The sequence below is a fragment of the Nostoc sp. genome (genome assembly GCF_036917535.1).
In the GTDB taxonomy this organism is placed as follows: domain Bacteria; phylum Cyanobacteriota; class Cyanobacteriia; order Cyanobacteriales; family Nostocaceae; genus Nostoc.
This window is the reverse complement of sequence record NZ_JBALDA010000078.1, coordinates 120,239-137,286: the sequence shown is the minus strand read 5'-3', so window position 1 is coordinate 137,286 and position 17,048 is coordinate 120,239. Positions and strand designations below refer to the sequence as shown.

Annotated in this window: 17 protein-coding genes; 13 read left to right on the top strand and 4 right to left on the bottom strand. The window is 42.4% G+C overall.

What is annotated here, in order from left to right; all coding sequences use genetic code 11:
• Nucleotides 1-122: 122 nt before the first annotated feature.
• The 6 genes from V7K56_RS25175 to V7K56_RS25150 all read left to right on the top strand — a co-directional run bounded on the left by V7K56_RS25175 (nucleotide 123) and on the right by V7K56_RS25150 (nucleotide 5,388).
• Nucleotides 123-1,220, top strand: a complete 1,098-nt coding sequence (locus tag V7K56_RS25175) for a DJ-1/PfpI/YhbO family deglycase/protease (protein ID WP_334914725.1) — start codon at nucleotides 123-125, stop codon at nucleotides 1,218-1,220.
• 333 nt (nucleotides 1,221-1,553) lie between these two features.
• Nucleotides 1,554-2,252, top strand: coding sequence for an SRPBCC family protein (locus tag V7K56_RS25170; protein WP_334914723.1), 699 nt, complete (start codon nucleotides 1,554-1,556; stop codon nucleotides 2,250-2,252).
• Between the two features lie 294 nt (nucleotides 2,253-2,546).
• Nucleotides 2,547-2,936 carry a hypothetical protein gene (locus tag V7K56_RS25165; RefSeq protein WP_334914720.1) on the top strand — a complete coding sequence of 130 codons (390 nt, stop codon included), beginning with the start codon at nucleotides 2,547-2,549 and terminating at the stop codon, nucleotides 2,934-2,936.
• A 179-nt stretch (nucleotides 2,937-3,115) separates the two neighbouring features.
• Nucleotides 3,116-4,285 (top strand): zinc-dependent alcohol dehydrogenase, encoded by a 1,170-nt coding sequence (locus V7K56_RS25160; protein ID WP_334914717.1) that lies wholly within the window; start codon nucleotides 3,116-3,118, stop codon nucleotides 4,283-4,285.
• 114 nt (nucleotides 4,286-4,399) lie between these two features.
• On the top strand, nucleotides 4,400-4,741 hold the full coding sequence (locus V7K56_RS25155; protein ID WP_334914793.1) for a cupin domain-containing protein: 342 nt from the start codon (nucleotides 4,400-4,402) through the stop codon (nucleotides 4,739-4,741).
• Nucleotides 4,742-5,199: 458 nt separating this feature from the next.
• Complete coding sequence (locus tag V7K56_RS25150) at nucleotides 5,200-5,388, top strand: hypothetical protein (protein WP_334914715.1); 189 nt, start codon at nucleotides 5,200-5,202, stop codon at nucleotides 5,386-5,388.
• A 103-nt stretch (nucleotides 5,389-5,491) separates the two neighbouring features.
• On the opposite strand, the gene V7K56_RS25145 is transcribed toward V7K56_RS25150, so the two are convergent.
• Nucleotides 5,492-5,668 (bottom strand): hypothetical protein, encoded by a 177-nt coding sequence (locus V7K56_RS25145; protein WP_334914713.1) that lies wholly within the window; start codon nucleotides 5,666-5,668, stop codon nucleotides 5,492-5,494.
• Between the two features lie 272 nt (nucleotides 5,669-5,940).
• Here V7K56_RS25145 and V7K56_RS25140 point away from each other — a divergent pair, with 272 nt between their 5' ends.
• Together V7K56_RS25140 and V7K56_RS25135 are read left to right on the top strand one after the other, a co-directional pair.
• Nucleotides 5,941-6,507: a PEP-CTERM sorting domain-containing protein gene (locus V7K56_RS25140; protein WP_334914711.1), complete on the top strand. Its 567-nt coding sequence runs from the start codon at nucleotides 5,941-5,943 to the stop codon at nucleotides 6,505-6,507.
• Nucleotides 6,508-6,964: 457 nt separating this feature from the next.
• Entirely contained in the window at nucleotides 6,965-7,342 is a 378-nt protein-coding gene (locus tag V7K56_RS25135; RefSeq protein ID WP_334914709.1) for a DUF6632 domain-containing protein, read from the top strand.
• A gap of 327 nt (nucleotides 7,343-7,669) precedes the next feature.
• Here the strand turns inward: V7K56_RS25135 and V7K56_RS25130 are convergent, their stop codons facing one another.
• Both V7K56_RS25130 and V7K56_RS25125 read right to left on the bottom strand, forming a co-directional pair.
• Nucleotides 7,670-10,339: a tetratricopeptide repeat protein gene (locus V7K56_RS25130; protein WP_334914707.1), complete on the bottom strand. Its 2,670-nt coding sequence runs from the start codon at nucleotides 10,337-10,339 to the stop codon at nucleotides 7,670-7,672.
• A gap of 210 nt (nucleotides 10,340-10,549) precedes the next feature.
• Nucleotides 10,550-10,702: a hypothetical protein gene (locus tag V7K56_RS25125; protein ID WP_334914705.1), complete on the bottom strand. Its 153-nt coding sequence runs from the start codon at nucleotides 10,700-10,702 to the stop codon at nucleotides 10,550-10,552.
• A gap of 337 nt (nucleotides 10,703-11,039) precedes the next feature.
• On the opposite strand from V7K56_RS25125, the gene V7K56_RS25120 reads away from it, so the two are divergent.
• From V7K56_RS25120 to V7K56_RS25100, 5 genes are all read left to right on the top strand, one after another.
• Nucleotides 11,040-12,107 carry an aldo/keto reductase gene (locus V7K56_RS25120; protein ID WP_334914703.1) on the top strand — a complete coding sequence of 356 codons (1,068 nt, stop codon included), beginning with the start codon at nucleotides 11,040-11,042 and terminating at the stop codon, nucleotides 12,105-12,107.
• Nucleotides 12,108-12,511: 404 nt separating this feature from the next.
• Nucleotides 12,512-13,081: a type 1 glutamine amidotransferase domain-containing protein gene (locus V7K56_RS25115; protein WP_334914701.1), complete on the top strand. Its 570-nt coding sequence runs from the start codon at nucleotides 12,512-12,514 to the stop codon at nucleotides 13,079-13,081.
• A 98-nt stretch (nucleotides 13,082-13,179) separates the two neighbouring features.
• On the top strand, nucleotides 13,180-13,857 hold the full coding sequence (locus V7K56_RS25110; protein ID WP_334914699.1) for a DUF4142 domain-containing protein: 678 nt from the start codon (nucleotides 13,180-13,182) through the stop codon (nucleotides 13,855-13,857).
• A gap of 540 nt (nucleotides 13,858-14,397) precedes the next feature.
• Nucleotides 14,398-14,595, top strand: a complete 198-nt coding sequence (locus V7K56_RS25105) for a hypothetical protein (protein WP_334914697.1) — start codon at nucleotides 14,398-14,400, stop codon at nucleotides 14,593-14,595.
• A 16-nt stretch (nucleotides 14,596-14,611) separates the two neighbouring features.
• Nucleotides 14,612-15,928, top strand: coding sequence for a Gfo/Idh/MocA family protein (locus tag V7K56_RS25100; RefSeq protein ID WP_334914695.1), 1,317 nt, complete (start codon nucleotides 14,612-14,614; stop codon nucleotides 15,926-15,928).
• 170 nt (nucleotides 15,929-16,098) lie between these two features.
• Here V7K56_RS25100 and V7K56_RS25095 read toward each other — a convergent pair whose 3' ends face one another.
• Entirely contained in the window at nucleotides 16,099-17,004 is a 906-nt protein-coding gene (locus V7K56_RS25095) for a LysR family transcriptional regulator (protein ID WP_334914693.1), read from the bottom strand.
• Between the last annotated feature and the right edge of the window lie 44 nt (nucleotides 17,005-17,048).

Below are 17,048 nucleotides of genomic sequence, written 5' to 3'. Positions count from 1 at the left end.
ATTGTGAGGATAAGTAATTCAAAATTGGTTACTCAGTACAAGTCTGGCTATTTAGCTGTCTTCATCGATAAATATTTTTGTAACTAGTTAAAGACTAGAGAAATAAAAACGTAACACCATTTATGACTGAACAGAACAATCACCCAGGTAATAAAAAAGTTGCTATCCTTATTGAACAAGCAGTAGAGGATGCAGAATTTACAGTTCCATATAATGGATTCAAACAAGCAGGAATAGAGGTCGTAGTCCTTGGTTCCCGAATGAATGAAAAATATAAGGGTAAACTTGGCAAACTTAGTATAGAAGCCGACGGTACCACAACAGAAGCGATCGCAGCCGAATTTGATGCAGTAGTGATTCCCGGTGGTATGGCTCCCGATAAAATGCGACGCAACCTTAATACAGTACGTTTCGTACAAGAGGCTATCCAACAAGGAAAATTAGTTGCTGCCGTTTGTCACGGGCCACAAGTTTTGATTGAAGGCGACTTGCTTAAAGGCAAGCAAGCCACTGGGTTTAGCGCTATTGCCAAAGATATCACTAACGCTGGTGCAAATTATTTAGATGAGCCGTTGGTAGTTGATGGAAATTTGATTACATCTCGCGAACCTGGAGACTTGGCAATTTTCACCACAGCTATTTTGAGCCGTTTGGGTTATGGTGGAAAAGATGTTGCATTGCCAAATGAAAAAGACACAACTGCTGAATGGTGGAAACTAGCTGATGCTTGGGGTGGGTCAACTAAAGGTGATATTAGCAAAGGTTTAAATACTGCCCTTACTGGTGAACGTTATTCACTCGAAGCATTTGAAAAGTACTTTGAAAAGGAATCAGATAGCGAAGTTAAATCCCTCTTTCAACAAATTATTGCTAATAAGCAACGCCACATTGAAAAATTAGAAACCTATCTTCAGTATTTGGGCGAGAAACCCTCATCAGGGTTAAATATTGCCAATCAGTATGCCAAGGTAAAAACTGCCTTGACAGGAAGTGATGACATATATCAGTTACGTTCCGCTTTGGGGGATGTGCAAACGGGTATTGGCGATATTAGTAATTTGTGTGTAATGTTCACCGACCCAGTAGCAACTGCTATTTTCAAAGGAATTTCTCAGGATTTAATGAAATCTGAACAGCAATTAGTAGAGTTGTATCGAGCGCGGATAACCGCTCAGATTCCACCTCCGAAGCCGACTACAGGGGCAGCTATATCAATGTAATCAATCGCAGAGTTGCATAACATACTCCTATGAAGAAGTAAGCTACGCTTAACCTCTGATGAGTATTTGCGTTTTGGTTATTTTACTAGACCTCTGTCAAGTTTAGAATTAATGGGTAAATAAGCTTGTAGTAAGGACTTTAGTCTTTATTTTCTAAGTGCTGGAGTGCTTACTACAGACCCTCAAAACTAACTTAGACATTACACTAGACATCTGGCGAAAAAGAATTTGTATAGATGTAATACTACGTCTATACAGGGGTTTTGGATAACGCATATTTAATTTGTGGAGTTATCTAGAATTATCTACTATATGTAATGGAGAGATAAAAAAGTGACTTCGACATCAGGCGATAAACTTACTACCAGTCAGGGTGAAGCTAGTGAAGTAGAGCGTTGGGCATCTCTCATCGGTGGTGGTGCTATGGTGTTGATGGGTTTAAAACAAGGTTCTTTGCGGGGAGTGCTAACAGCTTTGGCTGGTGGTGGTTTGATTTATCAAGGTGCAACTAAACAAAGCACAATCCAGCAAGCACAGGAAGCAATAGGGATAAACCAACCCATCAAAATAGAAAAGACGGTAACAATTAATAAATCGGCAGAAGAATTGTATCGTTTTTGGCACAACTTTGAGAATTTGCCCACATTTATGAAGCACCTCAAATATGTAAGGGTGTATAATGAAAAACGTTCTCATTGGATAGCCAATGCACCTTTGGGTAATAGTGTGGAATGGGATGCAGAGGTCCTCGAAGACCGAGAAAATGAATTTATTTCTTGGGCTTCTGTAGAAGGTGCAGATGTTGATAATTCTGGTTTTGTCCGCTTTAAAAAAGCACCAGGCGATCGCGGTACAGAAGTAAAGATTGTCTTGGAGTATAACCCACCAGGTGGAGCATTGGGAGCTAGTGTAGCTAAACTTTTCGGTGAAGAACCAGAACAGCAAATTGGTGATGAATTACGCCGCTTCAAGATGCTAATGGAAGCAGGTGAAATTGCCACCATCGAAGGTCAAGCAAGTGGACGCAAGTAGTTTCCATGATTAGCGTTGAAAAAGGGATTGATAGCGATCGCTTTCCCAACTGCCTAAAAATGGCTAAAAAGTTTGCCAAAGCAGAAGTGAATAAGTTAATGCTGGCGAAGTGTTGAAACAGATGACTGGTGTCTTTAGTCCGATGCTTGTATTAGTGCTATTGGTATAAAAGACCATCACATTTTTCAACAAAAAAAAGGATAACTCCATCAAAGTTATTCTTACAATCTGAATGGTGAATAGTCATTCAGTGTTTTGAATTGTACATCCAACATAATGCAATTGAGGTTTTTTATGAATCGAGTAATTTCATGGCTGCAAAATATTCGCATTTCCCAAATCCTTGTAGTTTTCCTCGTAGGATTTATGTTTTTACTGGGTCAGGCTTTTAGCTACACTAACATAGCACTAGCTGATGTTAATACTCCAGAGGGCACTTATTACCAAGGAGCGCCAAATGAGCAAGGTGAAATTAGAAACGATAGCCAAATAGAAAATACTCAAAACTCCCAAAATCCCATAAAAAGCACTGTTGATAATATCCGCGAAAAGTTAAACTTGGATGAAAAACCTCCTGAAGCGACAAGAGAGTTTTTTGATCCTACTATAAACAAAACCGAAAATAAAACTTCATCATTTAGTAAAAGTAGAGAAGGTTATTATCGCACTCCTTCTAGCAATTAACTAAAGAGAGAGTTGCTAGAGGATTAGCAAATTTTGAGTCGAAATTGTTGACTCAAAAATTGTTGAATAACTTTTTAGCAATTATTGAGACGCGATAACTATCGCGTCTCAAAATCAAGATAAATATTAAATTTATCTTGATATGAATGAGTCAGAAATTATCAGAGGAACAAATAATTATGAAAGCAGTTTGCTGGCATGGAGCAAACGATGTACGGGTAGAAACAGTTCCTGACCCTAAAATTATTAACCCGCGTGATGCCATTATTAAAATTACTTCCACAGCAATTTGTGGATCTGATTTGCATATTTACAATGGTTACATCCCCTCAATGGAAAAGGGTGACATCCTTGGCCATGAATTCATGGGGGAAGTTGTAGAACTTGGAAGTGCAGTTAAAAATGTGAATATAGGCGATCGCGTAGTTGTTCCCTTCACCATCTCCTGCGGTAACTGCTTTTTCTGCAATCGTGATTTATGGTCGTTGTGCGATAACTCTAACCCTAATGCTTGGTTAGTAGAAAAGCAAATGGGATATTCTCCATCAGGTCTATTTGGCTACTCTCATTTATTTGGCGGTTATGCTGGTGGTCAAGCAGAGTATGCACGAGTGCCCTTTGCCGATGTCGGCTTATTTAAAATACCTGATGGGTTAACGGATGAGCAAGTACTATTTTTAACAGATATTTTCCCCACAGGCTATATGGCAGCCGAAAACTGCAACATCCAACCTGGTGATATTGTTGCCGTTTGGGGTTGTGGCCCTGTGGGACAATTCGCCATCAGAAGTGCATATATGCTAGGTGCAGAACGTGTAATCGCCTTTGACCGCATTCCCGAACGTCTGCAAATGGCTAAAGAATACGGCAAAGCTGAAGTTCTTAACTACGAAGAAGTAGATGTAGGCGAAGCACTCAAAGAAATGACTGGCGGTCGTGGCCCCGATGCTTGCATTGATTCAGTGGGAATGGAGGCACACGGCACAGATTTTATGGCGATGTACGACCAGGTAAAGCAAGCAGTACGTTTAGAAACAGACCGTCCGACGGCATTACGACAAGTAATTGTGTCTTGTCGCAAAGGTGGTCACGTATCAATTCCGGGTGTATATGGTGGCTTTGTAGATAAAGTGCCGATGGGTGCTGCGATGAATAAAGGTCTAATCTTGAAAATGGGACAAACACACGTCCACAAGTATTTAAAACCTTTGCTAGAACACATCCAAAACGGTGATATCGATCCAACATTTATCATCACTCACCGCTTACCTCTAGAACAAGCGCCCCACGGCTACGAAATTTTTAAGGACAAGAAAGATAACTGCATCAAAGTTGTACTCAAACCGTAATGGGGAGTGGGGAGTGAAGAGTATGAGGGGCAGGAGGGGAACAGAGGATAATAATCAATGCCCAATGCCTCATTCCCCATGCTCAAAGTTAAAACTATCAAAGAGGCAAAAAATATGTCTGATAAAACCGTTAGTAAAGTAGACTCTAGTCATTCCCCTAAAGGCCAACTTGGTCAAAAATATCTTGCATCTGGCAAAAGCATTTCCATGCGTCTGTGGGAAAATGAACAACCGAACGAACCTAAAGAGTCAACAGCACGGGAATATGAAACTGTTGGTTATGTAATCAATGGTCGTGCAGAATTACATATTGAAGGGCAAATAATTTTATTAGAGCCTGGAAGTTCTTGGATAGTACCAAAAGGAGCTAGCCACACCTATAAAATTCTAGAAACATTCACTGCTGTTGAAGCAACGAGTCCACCAGCTCAAGTTCACGGGCGAGATGAAAACTGATTTGCAGTTATTTGAAATTTGGCGATCGCTAAAAACTTATACCTGCTTTCAATGGCATAGAATATAAAGCATTCGTTGGGGAACAACATTCTTGTTCTCCTTTTTACTCAATGGGAACAGTGATAGATTTAGCAACTAGACTACCAGTAGAGATTTGGTTTCAAGAAAATCCCAGAGCTATAGCTATTTAAGTGCAAAGCATCTTTTAGTAAGCTTATTTGGGAAATCAACAGGATTTGTCGATGTACTTTTAGAGAGTCAGGGGTTACGCAGGCAGATTGCAATGACGGTAAATCGATTTAGTGTTGTGCCTGCAATTCTTAGACAGAGTAATTTTATAGTCACTGTAGTTTGTCAAGTAATACCAATTTGAAAAAAGAATGCGACAGATACATACGGATATACCTTTGTTCTGTCTGGCTTTCTTAATGCGTGAATTTTGAATTGGTATAATTACATTGTCTTCCTATGCCAAAGATTTAGTTGTGCAACCAGTACCACCTGCAATTGAACCAATTGCGCTTTCGCTGCTTTGGCACGGACGTTTAAGCCAGCATCCAGCCAATACATGGATGCGCTTCATAATCTTTGATATTTGTGCTGAAATATCGAGTGGTTTTCAAGACAGGATAAAGCACGGCTTCTAACCATAGTGTTATTGAGCAAGTGTTAGCTTTACTTTTGTACTCCTCCAACGGTTAGATGTGCCCGTCAGCTACACATGGAGTTATTTTCTCAATCTTAGTACACTTAAACGAACATAGTTAGAGTTGCAAAGGTTATTTGTGTCAGGTAAGTTTTAGGGAATCGCGCGATCGCATCTGTGATCAACTGCAACGCCGAATACTGCAAATGCGTAGGCGTAGCCAGCCGTAGGCATCGCCGAAACGATGAAAGCTCAATCATCCGATTAGCGATCGCACTCATTTTTCAATCTACTGAGGTGACTTAACAGAGCGATCAACTACTTTAAAGTTTTTGTGAAGCCAGTAAATAAGACAACAAAAAGCTTAGTGAATCTGTTATTCTGCTAGTGATTTTTAAGGATACTGTGGTAAGAGTAAATTAGTAGAAAAACCATAAATATTTAGTTATCTCTACAAAATCAAATCTGGTTTTCTTAAATGATCGCTCAGTTTTCCAGCTGCCTTGAGTAGGGGATGATAATTGTAGTTCTAATTAGGAGTCCATTCCAAATCGTGAAAACCGAAAAGTTCGCACTCTCGACTATTGTAGCATTAGCTGCCTTAGCTAGCACTGCAACGGCTGCACAAGCAGTCTCGCTCGTCAATCAAGCCTTAGACGTTCTCCCAGCGCCTCCCTTGGGTGAATCAGTCTTCACTTTCACCCAGCAAGGAGCTACGTCCCTGCCATTTGTTAGTCCTATTCAGACGACGGGATCGGGATCTGCATTAAGGATTAACAATAACCTGAATAACTTGGATGTCTCTGTCGGTGATATTGTGTATCGTCTGTTAAGCCCTGATGCTCAGTTTGGCACTGTTACTTCAAACCTTTACAAGGTGACGCTATCTGAAAACAACTCCATTGCAACATTCACAGGCGCGCGCGTCAACCCTAGTGAAGTGTTCCGCATTGAGCGCACGGTCAGCGATGGCTCGCCTGTCGATTTTACCTTGAGATTATCTACCGCAAATGAAACGAACACGTCTGCTGTTCCTGAACCGACTACAATTCCAGGTCTAGCGCTTGCAGGTGTCGCTTGTGCCTATATCCGTCGGCGCAAACAGCAAGCCGCAGAGTAAACAGTGAAACGAGATATCTGACTTCTAAGTTGCAACCCCGATTCTAGGGACGAACCGCATCAAGCAATCGGATATCTGGTTAATGGCAGCTACAGGCGATCGCGATCGTAATACCGTTGTGTTGGTCGAACTTACCTTCAATTAAGTTGATTAATACCAAGTTGCAATCATCTGTGATATTTTTCCCTTTGCTAGAAAGCTTCTCTGCTTCCCCTACCCGCCAAAATTAATATGTTTGAACACAACTGAGATAAAGTTTTAAATCGGGCAAGTTTAAACAAAGAGTAAGTATTGTGAATGCATCGGTTTGCATTCACAGTTAAATCAGTTTTAAACCACGAAGAGCATTAAAATTTCTAACACTCCAAAGCTGAAGTGTCATTAGTAGGAATACAATCACAAAATTATACAGTTTTGTTTGTAGAGACTGTACTGGAAAATTGCGGAGGTTAAAACAATGGATGGGCGCGATCGGTACTTACGAATCGCTCTGGTTCTGATTGGAATAGCTTTTCTACTTATCTATCCGCTAACTCAGGTCTGGGCATCGGGTTGGTTATGGCAACCAGGTCAGCACGAATACGAACAGATGATCATTGGTGTTTATGCGACGCTTGGTGTCTTTTTGCTATTAGCTTCAAGGCAACCAGAAGCTCACCTGAGTTTAATCTGGTTCACCGTCACATCAAGTGTAATCCACGGGTTGATCATGGCAATACATGCAGTAATTGACCCTGCTGAACATGGACACCTGCTTGGTGATGTTCCAGCATTGTTCTTGGTAGCAATTGTCCTTGGCTTTTTAGCGCCCCGCAAAGTAGTGTCAAGTACATAAACGGGCTACGCCTACGCTCTATTTTTTACTGTACTTTGGATATGAAAGGGCATGAGAATCGAACCGTAAAGGACGCATAGACACGTTCGCGGAGCATTCCCGTAGGGTAGTGGCTTTCCGAAGGGTAGGGCGCGTACCCCTACGGGAAAGCAAGCTACGCGCAGCGTTTGGCAGAGAAGGAAAAGAAAAGAAGGAGTGTAGACGCGTAGCGGCTACGCTCCTAAACTTTAAACTACAACTTTTATATGGCATCAATTATTCTTTGCAGTTGGGCAAAGATTTGACAACTGAAGGGTTATGGTGTGATTTGTTGGAAAGGTGCAATCGCTAGCGATATATTTCTCTTAAAAAGATTGCATAATTTCCCCTTATCGTCATTGTATTGGGATGACCTACACCTAAAGTCTGCTCACAAATAGCCAAAGCTTGCTCAAACAGGGGTTTGGCTTCGTTGTAGCGTCCTGTAAATTTGTAGAGTAATGCCAGATTATTCAGACTATTGGCGACATGATGATGGTTATCTCCCAGTAAGCGTTTTCTCAAATCTAAAGCTTGCTGATACAGGGGTTCGGCTTCGCTGTAGCGTTCTGTAGAACCGTAGAGTAATCCGAGATTGTTCAGGCTAGTGGCGACATCAGGATGGTTGTCTTTTAGTAAGCGTTTTCTCAATTCTAAAGCTTGCTCATACAGAGGTTCGGCTTCGCTATAGCGTTCTGCAAAACGATAGAGTTCTGCGAGATTGTTCAGGCTAGTGGCGACATCGGGATGGTTGTCTTTTAGTAAGCGTTTTCTCAATTCTAAAGCTTGCTCATACAGAGGTTCGGCTTCGCTGTAACGTTCTGTAAAACGGTAAAGTTCTGCGAGATTATTCAGGCTAGTGGCGACATCGGGATGGTTGTCTTTTAGTAAGCGTTTTCTCAATTCTAAAGCTTGCTCATACAGAGGTTCTGCTTCGCTATAACGTCCCGTAGATTCGTAGAGTACTGCGAGATTATTCAAGCTAGTAGCGACATCAAGATGGTTGTCTCCCAGTAAGCGTTTTCTCAAATCCAAAGCTTGCTGATACAGGGGTTCGGCTTCGCTGTACCGTCCTATAGAATAATAAAGTGCTGCAAGATTGTTCAGGCTAGTGACGACAAAGGGATGGTTGTCTCCTAGTAAGCGTTTGCTTAATTCCAAAGCTTGCTCAAACAAGGGCTTGGCTTGGCTGTAGAGTCTTGTAGATTTGTAGAGTCCTGCGAGATTGTTCAGGCTAGTAACGACATCGGGATGGTTGTCTCCCAGTAAGCGTTTTCTCAGTGACAAAGCTTGCTGATACAGAGGCTCAGCTTCGCTGTACCGTCCTATAGAATGATACAGTTCTGCAAGGTTGTTCAGGCTAGTGGCGACATCGGGATGTTCTAAACCAAGACGATTTTCAGCTACCTCAATACATAGTTTGTACCAAGGTTCTGCTTGCTGATAAAGTCCTTGAGCTTGATAAAACCAGCTTAAGCCTGTGAAAGGGCAAATTAAATCTTCGTTACTGAGATACTGGGATAGATGGGTTGCAATTTCTGCAATGTGGGGAATAGCGGAATTGAGATTGAAAATATCTTCAGGGTTAGACTGTTGAGGAATTTGCTTTGCCACTTCTACCAGCAGCGCGACAAAAGCAGTTTTCACATTATCTGCCTCACTTGACTCTTCCAACTTCATTTGGAAAAATTGCCGAATCAGTGGATGTAAACGATAAATTCCTTTAGCCTGCCATTGTATTAAATGCAGTTTTTGCAACTGGGCTATAGCTTTATCCCAGAATTCTTGTTCATCGTCATTTTCTATCGCCTCAACAAATAAGGGAATGTCATCCAAAGCATACAAACTCAGCCAACAGCCTAAGCCTTGTGCTTTCTCATCTAACTGTTCCCAACTCAATACAAAAGCTTCAGCAACGCCGTATTCATAACATATCAATGGGTTAGCATTAGCTACTGCTTCCTGTTCCAGTCGCTTTTTCTCTAGCCGCTTTAGTAGTATCTCCAGAGACAAATCTGGTATTGTATCCAGATATCGCCCCACTAACTCTAACGCCAAAGGCAAATATCCCAAGAATTTACAAATTCTTCTGGCAACCCAAGCCTCGCTTTTAAGTCGTTCCCTGTCAACCAGGGATTTTAATAATTTCATTGCTGCCAATGGTTTGAGGACATCCAAAGGTAATTGCGGCAAAGTTTTATCAAATCCCTGGCGCGTTGTCAGCAATACTTTAAACCTGGGTAATTCTGGGGGTAGATAAAGCTGAACCTGTGTTTTGTAGTCAGTGACATCATCGAACACCAGCAGCACTTCACCTTGTTGCCAATTCTCCCAGCAGTATCTCAGCCTATCTGCTAATTCCCACTCATCCGGTACAATGAGGTTAAATTTCAATTGGGCAAATCTGAAAATCTGAATTGCGACATCAATTCCCTGTGCTGATAACCAGCAAACCCCACCTTGATAATTCTGCAAGTGCTGTTTGGCGTATTGGGTAGCCAGTTGAGTTTTTCCCACACCACCCATACCCGCCACAGCTACAATGGCAACTTGCCCAGATGTTTGTAATGAGGAGTGTAGGTTTTGTAGTTCTGCCTCACGTCCCACAAATTTTTCAAATGGAACAGCAGGGGGAATATTTTGATGAATTTCTTTGATTGTGGTGTGGGCAGCGTTCGACTGAGCGCTCGCGCCGAAGTCTTGCTTGCCATTATATTTTGCTCTCAGGCAAGCCCGTAATTTTTCTAGTTTGCCCCGACTCTTAGAAGTCGCTAACTCAGGATAACTCTGAGCAAACTTGTTATACACCTTAGTCATCAGCTTTTTGAAAACACCAACACCGATATTCAATTCACTGGCAAGTTTCACCTGACTCTTACCTAAGTTTTCATTCTTCAAACGCTCTACAAAAGCTGCCGTTTGCTCTGGGGATAAACTATGAGTAGCAGCTTCATTGGTTAGAAAATCAACCCATTGCATAGACAGCTTGTGAGATTTCTTCTTGATTCTATCTAATTTCTAGTTTCTCTCGATTTCTAGGGAATTTCCTCATTCTTCTGGCATAAATACCATTTTCATAGAAACACGCCTACGTAATTGTGATTACAGGCTAACAAGCGCGTTGTAGCAGACGAACGCAAGCGCCCGATACGAAGTTAAAAGATATTTTGCCGTGGATCTTCTTTAACGTTAGCGCGATCGCATCTCTGATAAACTGCAACGCCAAATAGTGCAGAACACATCAATCGATTTGATTGACAAAAGACTCTTCGCAGCCGAAACAGCGATCGCAACGGCTGGCGTTGCTTGTCTTGTCTTCTGAGGCTGCGCTTTACTTGCCATGACTGTAAATATTTTTGTTTATCAATAAAGGCAGGAGGCAGAGGGCAGGAGGAAAACTGCTGTCTGTTTCCTGCTGCGACCAATCAGGGAAAGGGTTCAAGAAAGTTTTTAATCGGACAAGCTCAAACAAAAGGTAAGCATTGTAAATGCATCGGCAAGCATTGTGAATACATCAACTTGCATTATGAATGTACCGACTGGCATTGTGAATGTATCGGCAAGCATTGTGAATGCATCTTGGGGAATATGTTTCAAAACACACCTTAGTTAGAGTCTCTGTGCCAGATTACCGTGATACTATACGGCTCATTCCTGTTGTTTGTTGTAGGAGACAATTATGGAAATCAGTAGACGCAGCTTGTTAAAAACTGCTTCTGCTTCAGGATTAGTGGCAGCAGGACTTGCAGTTTCGGAAGGATTTTTGCAACCAATCCTCACTCAAGCAGAACCTGTTGATGATAATACTCAACTGCTAGCCCAAACACCGGCTGCTACTAGACGCGGCGATATGTTGTACCGCAACCTCGGACGCACCAAAGAACAGGTATCTGTGATTGGCTTGGGGGGATATCACATTGGAAAAATAGAAGAAGAGCAAGAAAGTATTAAGCTGATCCGCAGTGCTATTGATCGCGGCATCAATTTTATGGATAACTCTTGGGACTATCATAATGGACGTAGCCACCGTTGGATGGGAAATGCTCTGAAAAATGGTTATCGCCAAAAAGTCTTTTTAATGACGAAAATCGACGGTCGCACCAAAGCTGCTGCCAAAATGCAGATTGATGAATCGCTCAAAGATTTGCAAGTCGATCACATCGATTTATTGCAGCATCATGAAATACTCCGCTTTGAAGACCCCGATCGTGTCTTTGCTCCCGGTGGCTCAATGGAGGCAGCCGTTGAAGCACAAAAAGCAGGTAAAATTCGCTATATCGGTTTCACAGGACATAAGAATCCCCAAATTCACCTTCAGATGCTGGAAACTGCTGCACAAAATGGTTTCCGCTTTGATACTGTGCAGATGCCTTTAAATGTGATGGATGCCCATTTTAGAAGTTTTGAACACCAGGTTTTACCTGTACTAGTAAAAAACAATATTGGTGTCTTGGCAATGAAAACCATCGGAGAGTCTTATATTCTTAGAAGCAACACAGTCAGTGCGATCGAATGCCTGCACTACGCAATGAATTTGCCAACCTCAGTTGTAATTACGGGCATCGATAGTATGAAAATTTTAGACCAAGCCTTTGAGGCGGTTCGCACGTTTGCGCCAATGGATCAAACACGAGTTACAGCACTGTTAGCGCGTACCCGTGAAGCAGCAGCTAAAGGGCAGTACGAACGATATAAGACCACAACCCAAAATGATAGTACAGCCATGAATCCAGCTTGGCTGGGGTAAATATTAATAAGCTGTTACGCAAAGAAAATTGCACATTAAATAGTGAGGGTTGTCATTTGTCCTTTGTGCTTTGTCTTTAGAAACACAAATGACTAATGACGATCTAATAGGTAAATTCAAAGTTTGGGCTTCATTACCAAGATGTGTGTACACCGTCGCCGATACTTTGGGGAGGGCTGCAATGACTGGGGAAATCATAACTAATTATGCGGACATGATATTACGCATATCCTCTCAAAATCATTTTTTGTATCACTTGACCAGAGGATTGACTATTGTCTGATTATTTATTGCTGCTGGGTCTATCGATTGGAAGATGTATTTATCCTCAAAGCCTTGAAATGTTATAGGAAGGTACAAAGAGGCTGACTTGCAGATAGTAAGTTATTGAATAAAAACTGGAGATGATCGTGGCTAAATTAACAAATTTACGAGTTGCAGTATTAGCAACCGATGGGTTTGAAGAAGCCGAACTCACAGAACCCGTAAAAGCACTCAAAGAAGCTGGCGCACAAGTTGAAATTCTCTCAACAAAATCTGGACAAATTCAAGCGTTTAAACATCACGATAAAGGTACAACTGTAAGTGTTGATCGAGTTCTTGATGAAGTACAAGCAAGCGAATATGATGCTGTGTTGTTACCTGGTGGCGCACTCAATGCCGATACGCTGAGAATAGAGCCGAAAGTACAATCCTTCTTACAGCAAATGCAGCAAGCAGATAAACCATTAGCTGTGATTTGTCATGCACCTTGGGAATTAATATCTGCCAACTTGGTGCAAGGACGCACTTTAACTAGTTATTACACGATTCAAGATGACATTCGTAACGCAGGTGGTAACTGGGTAGATCGAGAAGTTGTAGTAGATGGAAACTGGGTGACAAGTCGTCAGCCAGATGATATCCCGGCATTCAATCGGGAAATGTTGAATCTATTTGCACAATTTGTATCGGCGGCATCTGCTTCACATTAATCAATCGGCTTTGTTTGTAGCTTACTTAACTGTGCGATCGCACTTGTTTTTCATTCAACGTTTCAAAATCTAGCTTTATTCAAGGAAAACTATTGATTATGTCCAACTTCAAAATATTATCTACTGGTATAGTGGCGATCGCCTTATCTTTAGCAAGTGGTTGTACACCAACTACGCCCCATGACCAAACTACATCAGAAGCTCCACCTGCTCAATCTGTGCAAACGACAGAAAGTCCATCTGCAACTGTATCCCCAACTGCATCACCAACTACATCAGGGCAAAATACCCCCAGTTCTTCAGACAAACAGTTTATGACTGAAGCTGCTCAAGGTGGTTTAGCAGAAGTCCAATTAGGAAAACTAGCATTAAAACGTGGAACTAGCAAGGCGGTAAAACAGTTTGCACAGCGCATGGTTAAAGATCACACCCCAGTGAACAATCAACTTAAACAGTTGGCGGCTAAAAAAGGTGTAACCCTGCCAACTAGTCTCGATACCACAAATAAGCAAGTCCAGCAACGCTTATCTAACCTTTCTGGTGCTAGCTTTGACCGCGAATATTTGAATCAGATGCTTGAAGATCATCAAAATGATGTCTCCGCATTTCAAACTGAAGCTCAAGGGGGACAAGATCCAGATGTGAAAGCATTTGCAGCTAAAACGTTACCAACCCTCCAACAACACCTGAAACAGGTTAGTTCCCTTGTTAATCCTGGAACTACAACTAACGCCCCAACTCCAAGTAGCGCTCCAACTCCAACTAGTACCCCGTAATATCAGTTAAGGGAGACAAGGGGGAGGGGGGAGACAAGGGAGAAATTTGTTCTTGTCCTTCTTATCCTTGTCCCCTAAGTCTCAAGCTTCAGTAGTGCCTCGGCTTAGAGTAACCTCATAGCGAAACGGGGGATTGAAGTAAGGACGTATTATTTCTTGTAGCACTTTCCGCTTGAAATAAATATTTATTTCTTCTTCCATACTTAAAAGTAGGGGCTTCAAACCTTCTGTGCTGAGTGCGGATTATTACTTTTTGACTCAGCACTCAGTACTGTTTTGGTGAAGAAAAGATGCTTAACTGAACGGTATTGGAGTATAAACCCGATTGCTTCAAGGTTTTGAGCAATCAACACAGTTCAGATAAGCTCAAAACCCTGATGTCGAGAAGCGATTTATCTCGTCTTAAAAGACCAATTATCTACACCAATAACCCTTAAAGGAATTAGATAATTTATTTCTTGGAGTTCTCTAAGTAAAGTTTGCTCAAAAGCGTAGTATTTTTAATTGCAAAAGAACGCATTAGCATTGTCAGGCAACGCAATGCCATTGTTAGACGATGCAATGTCATTGTCAGGCAACGCAATGCCATTGTTATGCGATGCAATGGCATTGTTAGGTGATGCAATAGTGTTGTCAGGCAACGCAATGTTATTGTTAGGCGATGCAATGGCATTGCAAGGTATTCCCAAATTGAATTTGCTACGAATTGTTGTATTAAATCCAAAATTTCACCATTAATAATTAAGAAACCACGATGTCTAAATTGTTTAAAGGAGAATTTTCTCGTCGTCAGATTTTGACTACAGCTGGGTTAGGAGCCATTTCAGCGGCTGCAATTGGTAGTATGGGCGAAGAGGTTGCTGCCCAACAGCCAACTGGGCAAGCTACTCCACGCGGAGGAACGTTGCCGCCTCAGATTGAGTTTCCGTCCATCTCAGAAAAAACTGAGGTTGAGACAGGGGGGCCACCAACTGCATTACCTCCAGAGCGACGTTTAGGATTTGCGATCGTCGGACTTGGCAGACTGACATTAGAAGAAATCATGCCTGCGTTTGCAGAATGTAAACTAGCAAAGCCAACTGCCTTGGTTAGTGGTGATGCTGCTAAAGCCAATCAAGTTGCCCAGCAGTATGGCATTAAACCGCAGAACATATACAACTATCAGAATTACGACAATCTCCGCAACAATCCAGAAGTTGATGTGATTTATATTGTACTGCCTAACAGTATGCATCGGGAATATACGGTGCGTGGTGCAAAAGCTGGAAAGCATATTCTGTGTGAAAAGCCAATGGCAACCACAGTCAAAGATGCTCAACAGATGATCGATGCGTGCAAACAAGCTGATCGCAAGCTGATGATTGCTTATCGCTGCCAATATGAGCCACATCATCGCGCCATGATTGGGATGATCCGTAGCAAAGAATTGGGAATTGTGAAGGTGATTCAGGCAGATAACGGACAAAACCAAGGCGGTGACTTAAATCAATGGCGATTGAAACGTGCCTTAGCTGGAGGTGGCTCTTTACCGGATGTGGGAGTTTATTGCTTGAATGCAACTCGCTATTTGACGGGAGAGGAACCGATCGCAATTAGCGCCCAAATCTTCAGTACTCCTGGCGATCCGCGCTTCAAAGAAGTTGAAGAAAGTGTCACCTTCCAGCTGCGGTTTCCCAGTGGGATACTAGGGATTTGCTCCACTAGCTACGGCTTCCACGAAGCGCGCCGCTTTCGCGTCTTTGGTTCTGATGCTTGGGCGCAGCTCGATCCGGGATTTTCTTACAACGGTTTGCGAATGATGATTTCGCGCAAATCGCCAACCAATAGCATGGCTGAAAACATTAGCGAAGTGCGGATAGGTGAGAAGAATCAGTTTGCTTTAGAAATCGATCACATGGCGGATTGTGTGATTCAAAATAAACAACCTCATACGCCTGGTGAAGAAGGTTTGCAAGACCAAAAACTAATCGCGTTGATTTACGAAGCGGCACAAACAGGCAAAACAATCGCTCTACCTCGTGTATCAGGATTAGATATTACTCGTGGCCCTGCTCCTCGAATGCTGAAGTAATACGTGCATACCCAGTCATGACAATGTCTGAGAAGTAAGAAAGCCCACGTAACGCTATCCTGTTAGTAGAAAAAATATTAAGTATGACAGGGTTACGAGACTATGATTCGTTTAATGCTCAAGCAACTTGCGTGACTAAAATCACCTATCAAGAACTTTTCAGACATCCTCTAATCAAAGCTCTCGGTGATGCCAGAAAAATGCTCAGCTAGAAAATCTACGAAAGTCCTTATTTTGGGTGATAGGTATCGCTGATTAGTATAGACAGCATAAAGAGATGAGGTTGCCAACGTGTAGTCCAGCTTCAGCACCACCAATCGTTGGCTGATAAGATCATCTTCAATCAACCACTTTGGCAAAACCGCTAACCCCATACCGGCTAGGGTTGCCTGATACAGCATGATAGTGTTGTTGGATCGGATCGAGACTGGCAGTTTGACTGTCTCCCGCCCGTTATAACCCTCAAAGAGTATCTCATCAGCAAACTGCGAGTAGTAATAGCTGATACTTACATGCTTCGATAGTTCGTTGGGAGTTTTTGGGTATCCATTTCTTTGCAAATAGTCAGTTGAGCCGACCAACATGAGTTGAATTGAGCAAATGCGTCGCGTGAGCAGTGAAGAACCGGGTTCCTCAGGCGTGACACGTAACGCCAAGTCAAATCCTTCTTTCACCAAGTCTACCAACCGATCGTTCAAATTCAGATCTAGCAAAACGTCTGGATAGCGAGAGCGGTACTTCGCCAAGGCTTTAGTGAATAACGGGTTAGCAAACCAAACTGGGGCGCTGATCTTGAGTACGCCACGCGCGACGACGGCTGATTGCCTCACCGTTGCCTCCACCATTTCCAATTTATCAAGTATTTCCCGGCATTGTTCATAATAGACCCTTCCTGCCTCAGTTAGACTTAAGTGTCGGCTGGTTCGATTCAACAAACGTGCACCAAGGTTTCGTTCCAAGTGCATCACATGCTTGCTGGTCATGGCTGTGGATAAGTTGAGCCGCTCGGCGGCTGCCACAAAACTTCCCGATTCCACCACCTGAAGCAATACTTTCATGCTCGTTAAGGTGTCCATCGTAGTTCTAAAGTTTCCTAAGAAGAAAGATAGCATCAACAAAA

Bases quoted from the DNA above. Each gene is read 5' to 3' on its own strand.
- V7K56_RS25115 (WP_334914701.1), top strand. From the start codon at position 12,512: ATGATCGTGGCTAAATTAACAAATTTACGAGTTGCAGTATTAGCAACC.
- V7K56_RS25175 (WP_334914725.1), top strand. From the start codon at position 123: ATGACTGAACAGAACAATCACCCAGGTAATAAAAAAGTTGCTATCCTT.
- V7K56_RS25160 (WP_334914717.1), top strand. From the start codon at position 3,116: ATGAAAGCAGTTTGCTGGCATGGAGCAAACGATGTACGGGTAGAAACA.
- V7K56_RS25095 (WP_334914693.1), bottom strand. From the start codon at position 17,004: ATGGACACCTTAACGAGCATGAAAGTATTGCTTCAGGTGGTGGAATCG.
- V7K56_RS25110 (WP_334914699.1), top strand. From the start codon at position 13,180: ATGTCCAACTTCAAAATATTATCTACTGGTATAGTGGCGATCGCCTTA.
- V7K56_RS25105 (WP_334914697.1), top strand. From the start codon at position 14,398: ATGCCATTGTTAGACGATGCAATGTCATTGTCAGGCAACGCAATGCCA.
- V7K56_RS25125 (WP_334914705.1), bottom strand. From the start codon at position 10,702: ATGGCAAGTAAAGCGCAGCCTCAGAAGACAAGACAAGCAACGCCAGCC.
- V7K56_RS25135 (WP_334914709.1), top strand. From the start codon at position 6,965: ATGGATGGGCGCGATCGGTACTTACGAATCGCTCTGGTTCTGATTGGA.
- V7K56_RS25165 (WP_334914720.1), top strand. From the start codon at position 2,547: ATGAATCGAGTAATTTCATGGCTGCAAAATATTCGCATTTCCCAAATC.
- V7K56_RS25100 (WP_334914695.1), top strand. From the start codon at position 14,612: ATGTCTAAATTGTTTAAAGGAGAATTTTCTCGTCGTCAGATTTTGACT.
- V7K56_RS25130 (WP_334914707.1), bottom strand. From the start codon at position 10,339: ATGCAATGGGTTGATTTTCTAACCAATGAAGCTGCTACTCATAGTTTA.
- V7K56_RS25145 (WP_334914713.1), bottom strand. From the start codon at position 5,668: ATGAGTGCGATCGCTAATCGGATGATTGAGCTTTCATCGTTTCGGCGA.
- V7K56_RS25120 (WP_334914703.1), top strand. From the start codon at position 11,040: ATGGAAATCAGTAGACGCAGCTTGTTAAAAACTGCTTCTGCTTCAGGA.
- V7K56_RS25155 (WP_334914793.1), top strand. From the start codon at position 4,400: ATGTCTGATAAAACCGTTAGTAAAGTAGACTCTAGTCATTCCCCTAAA.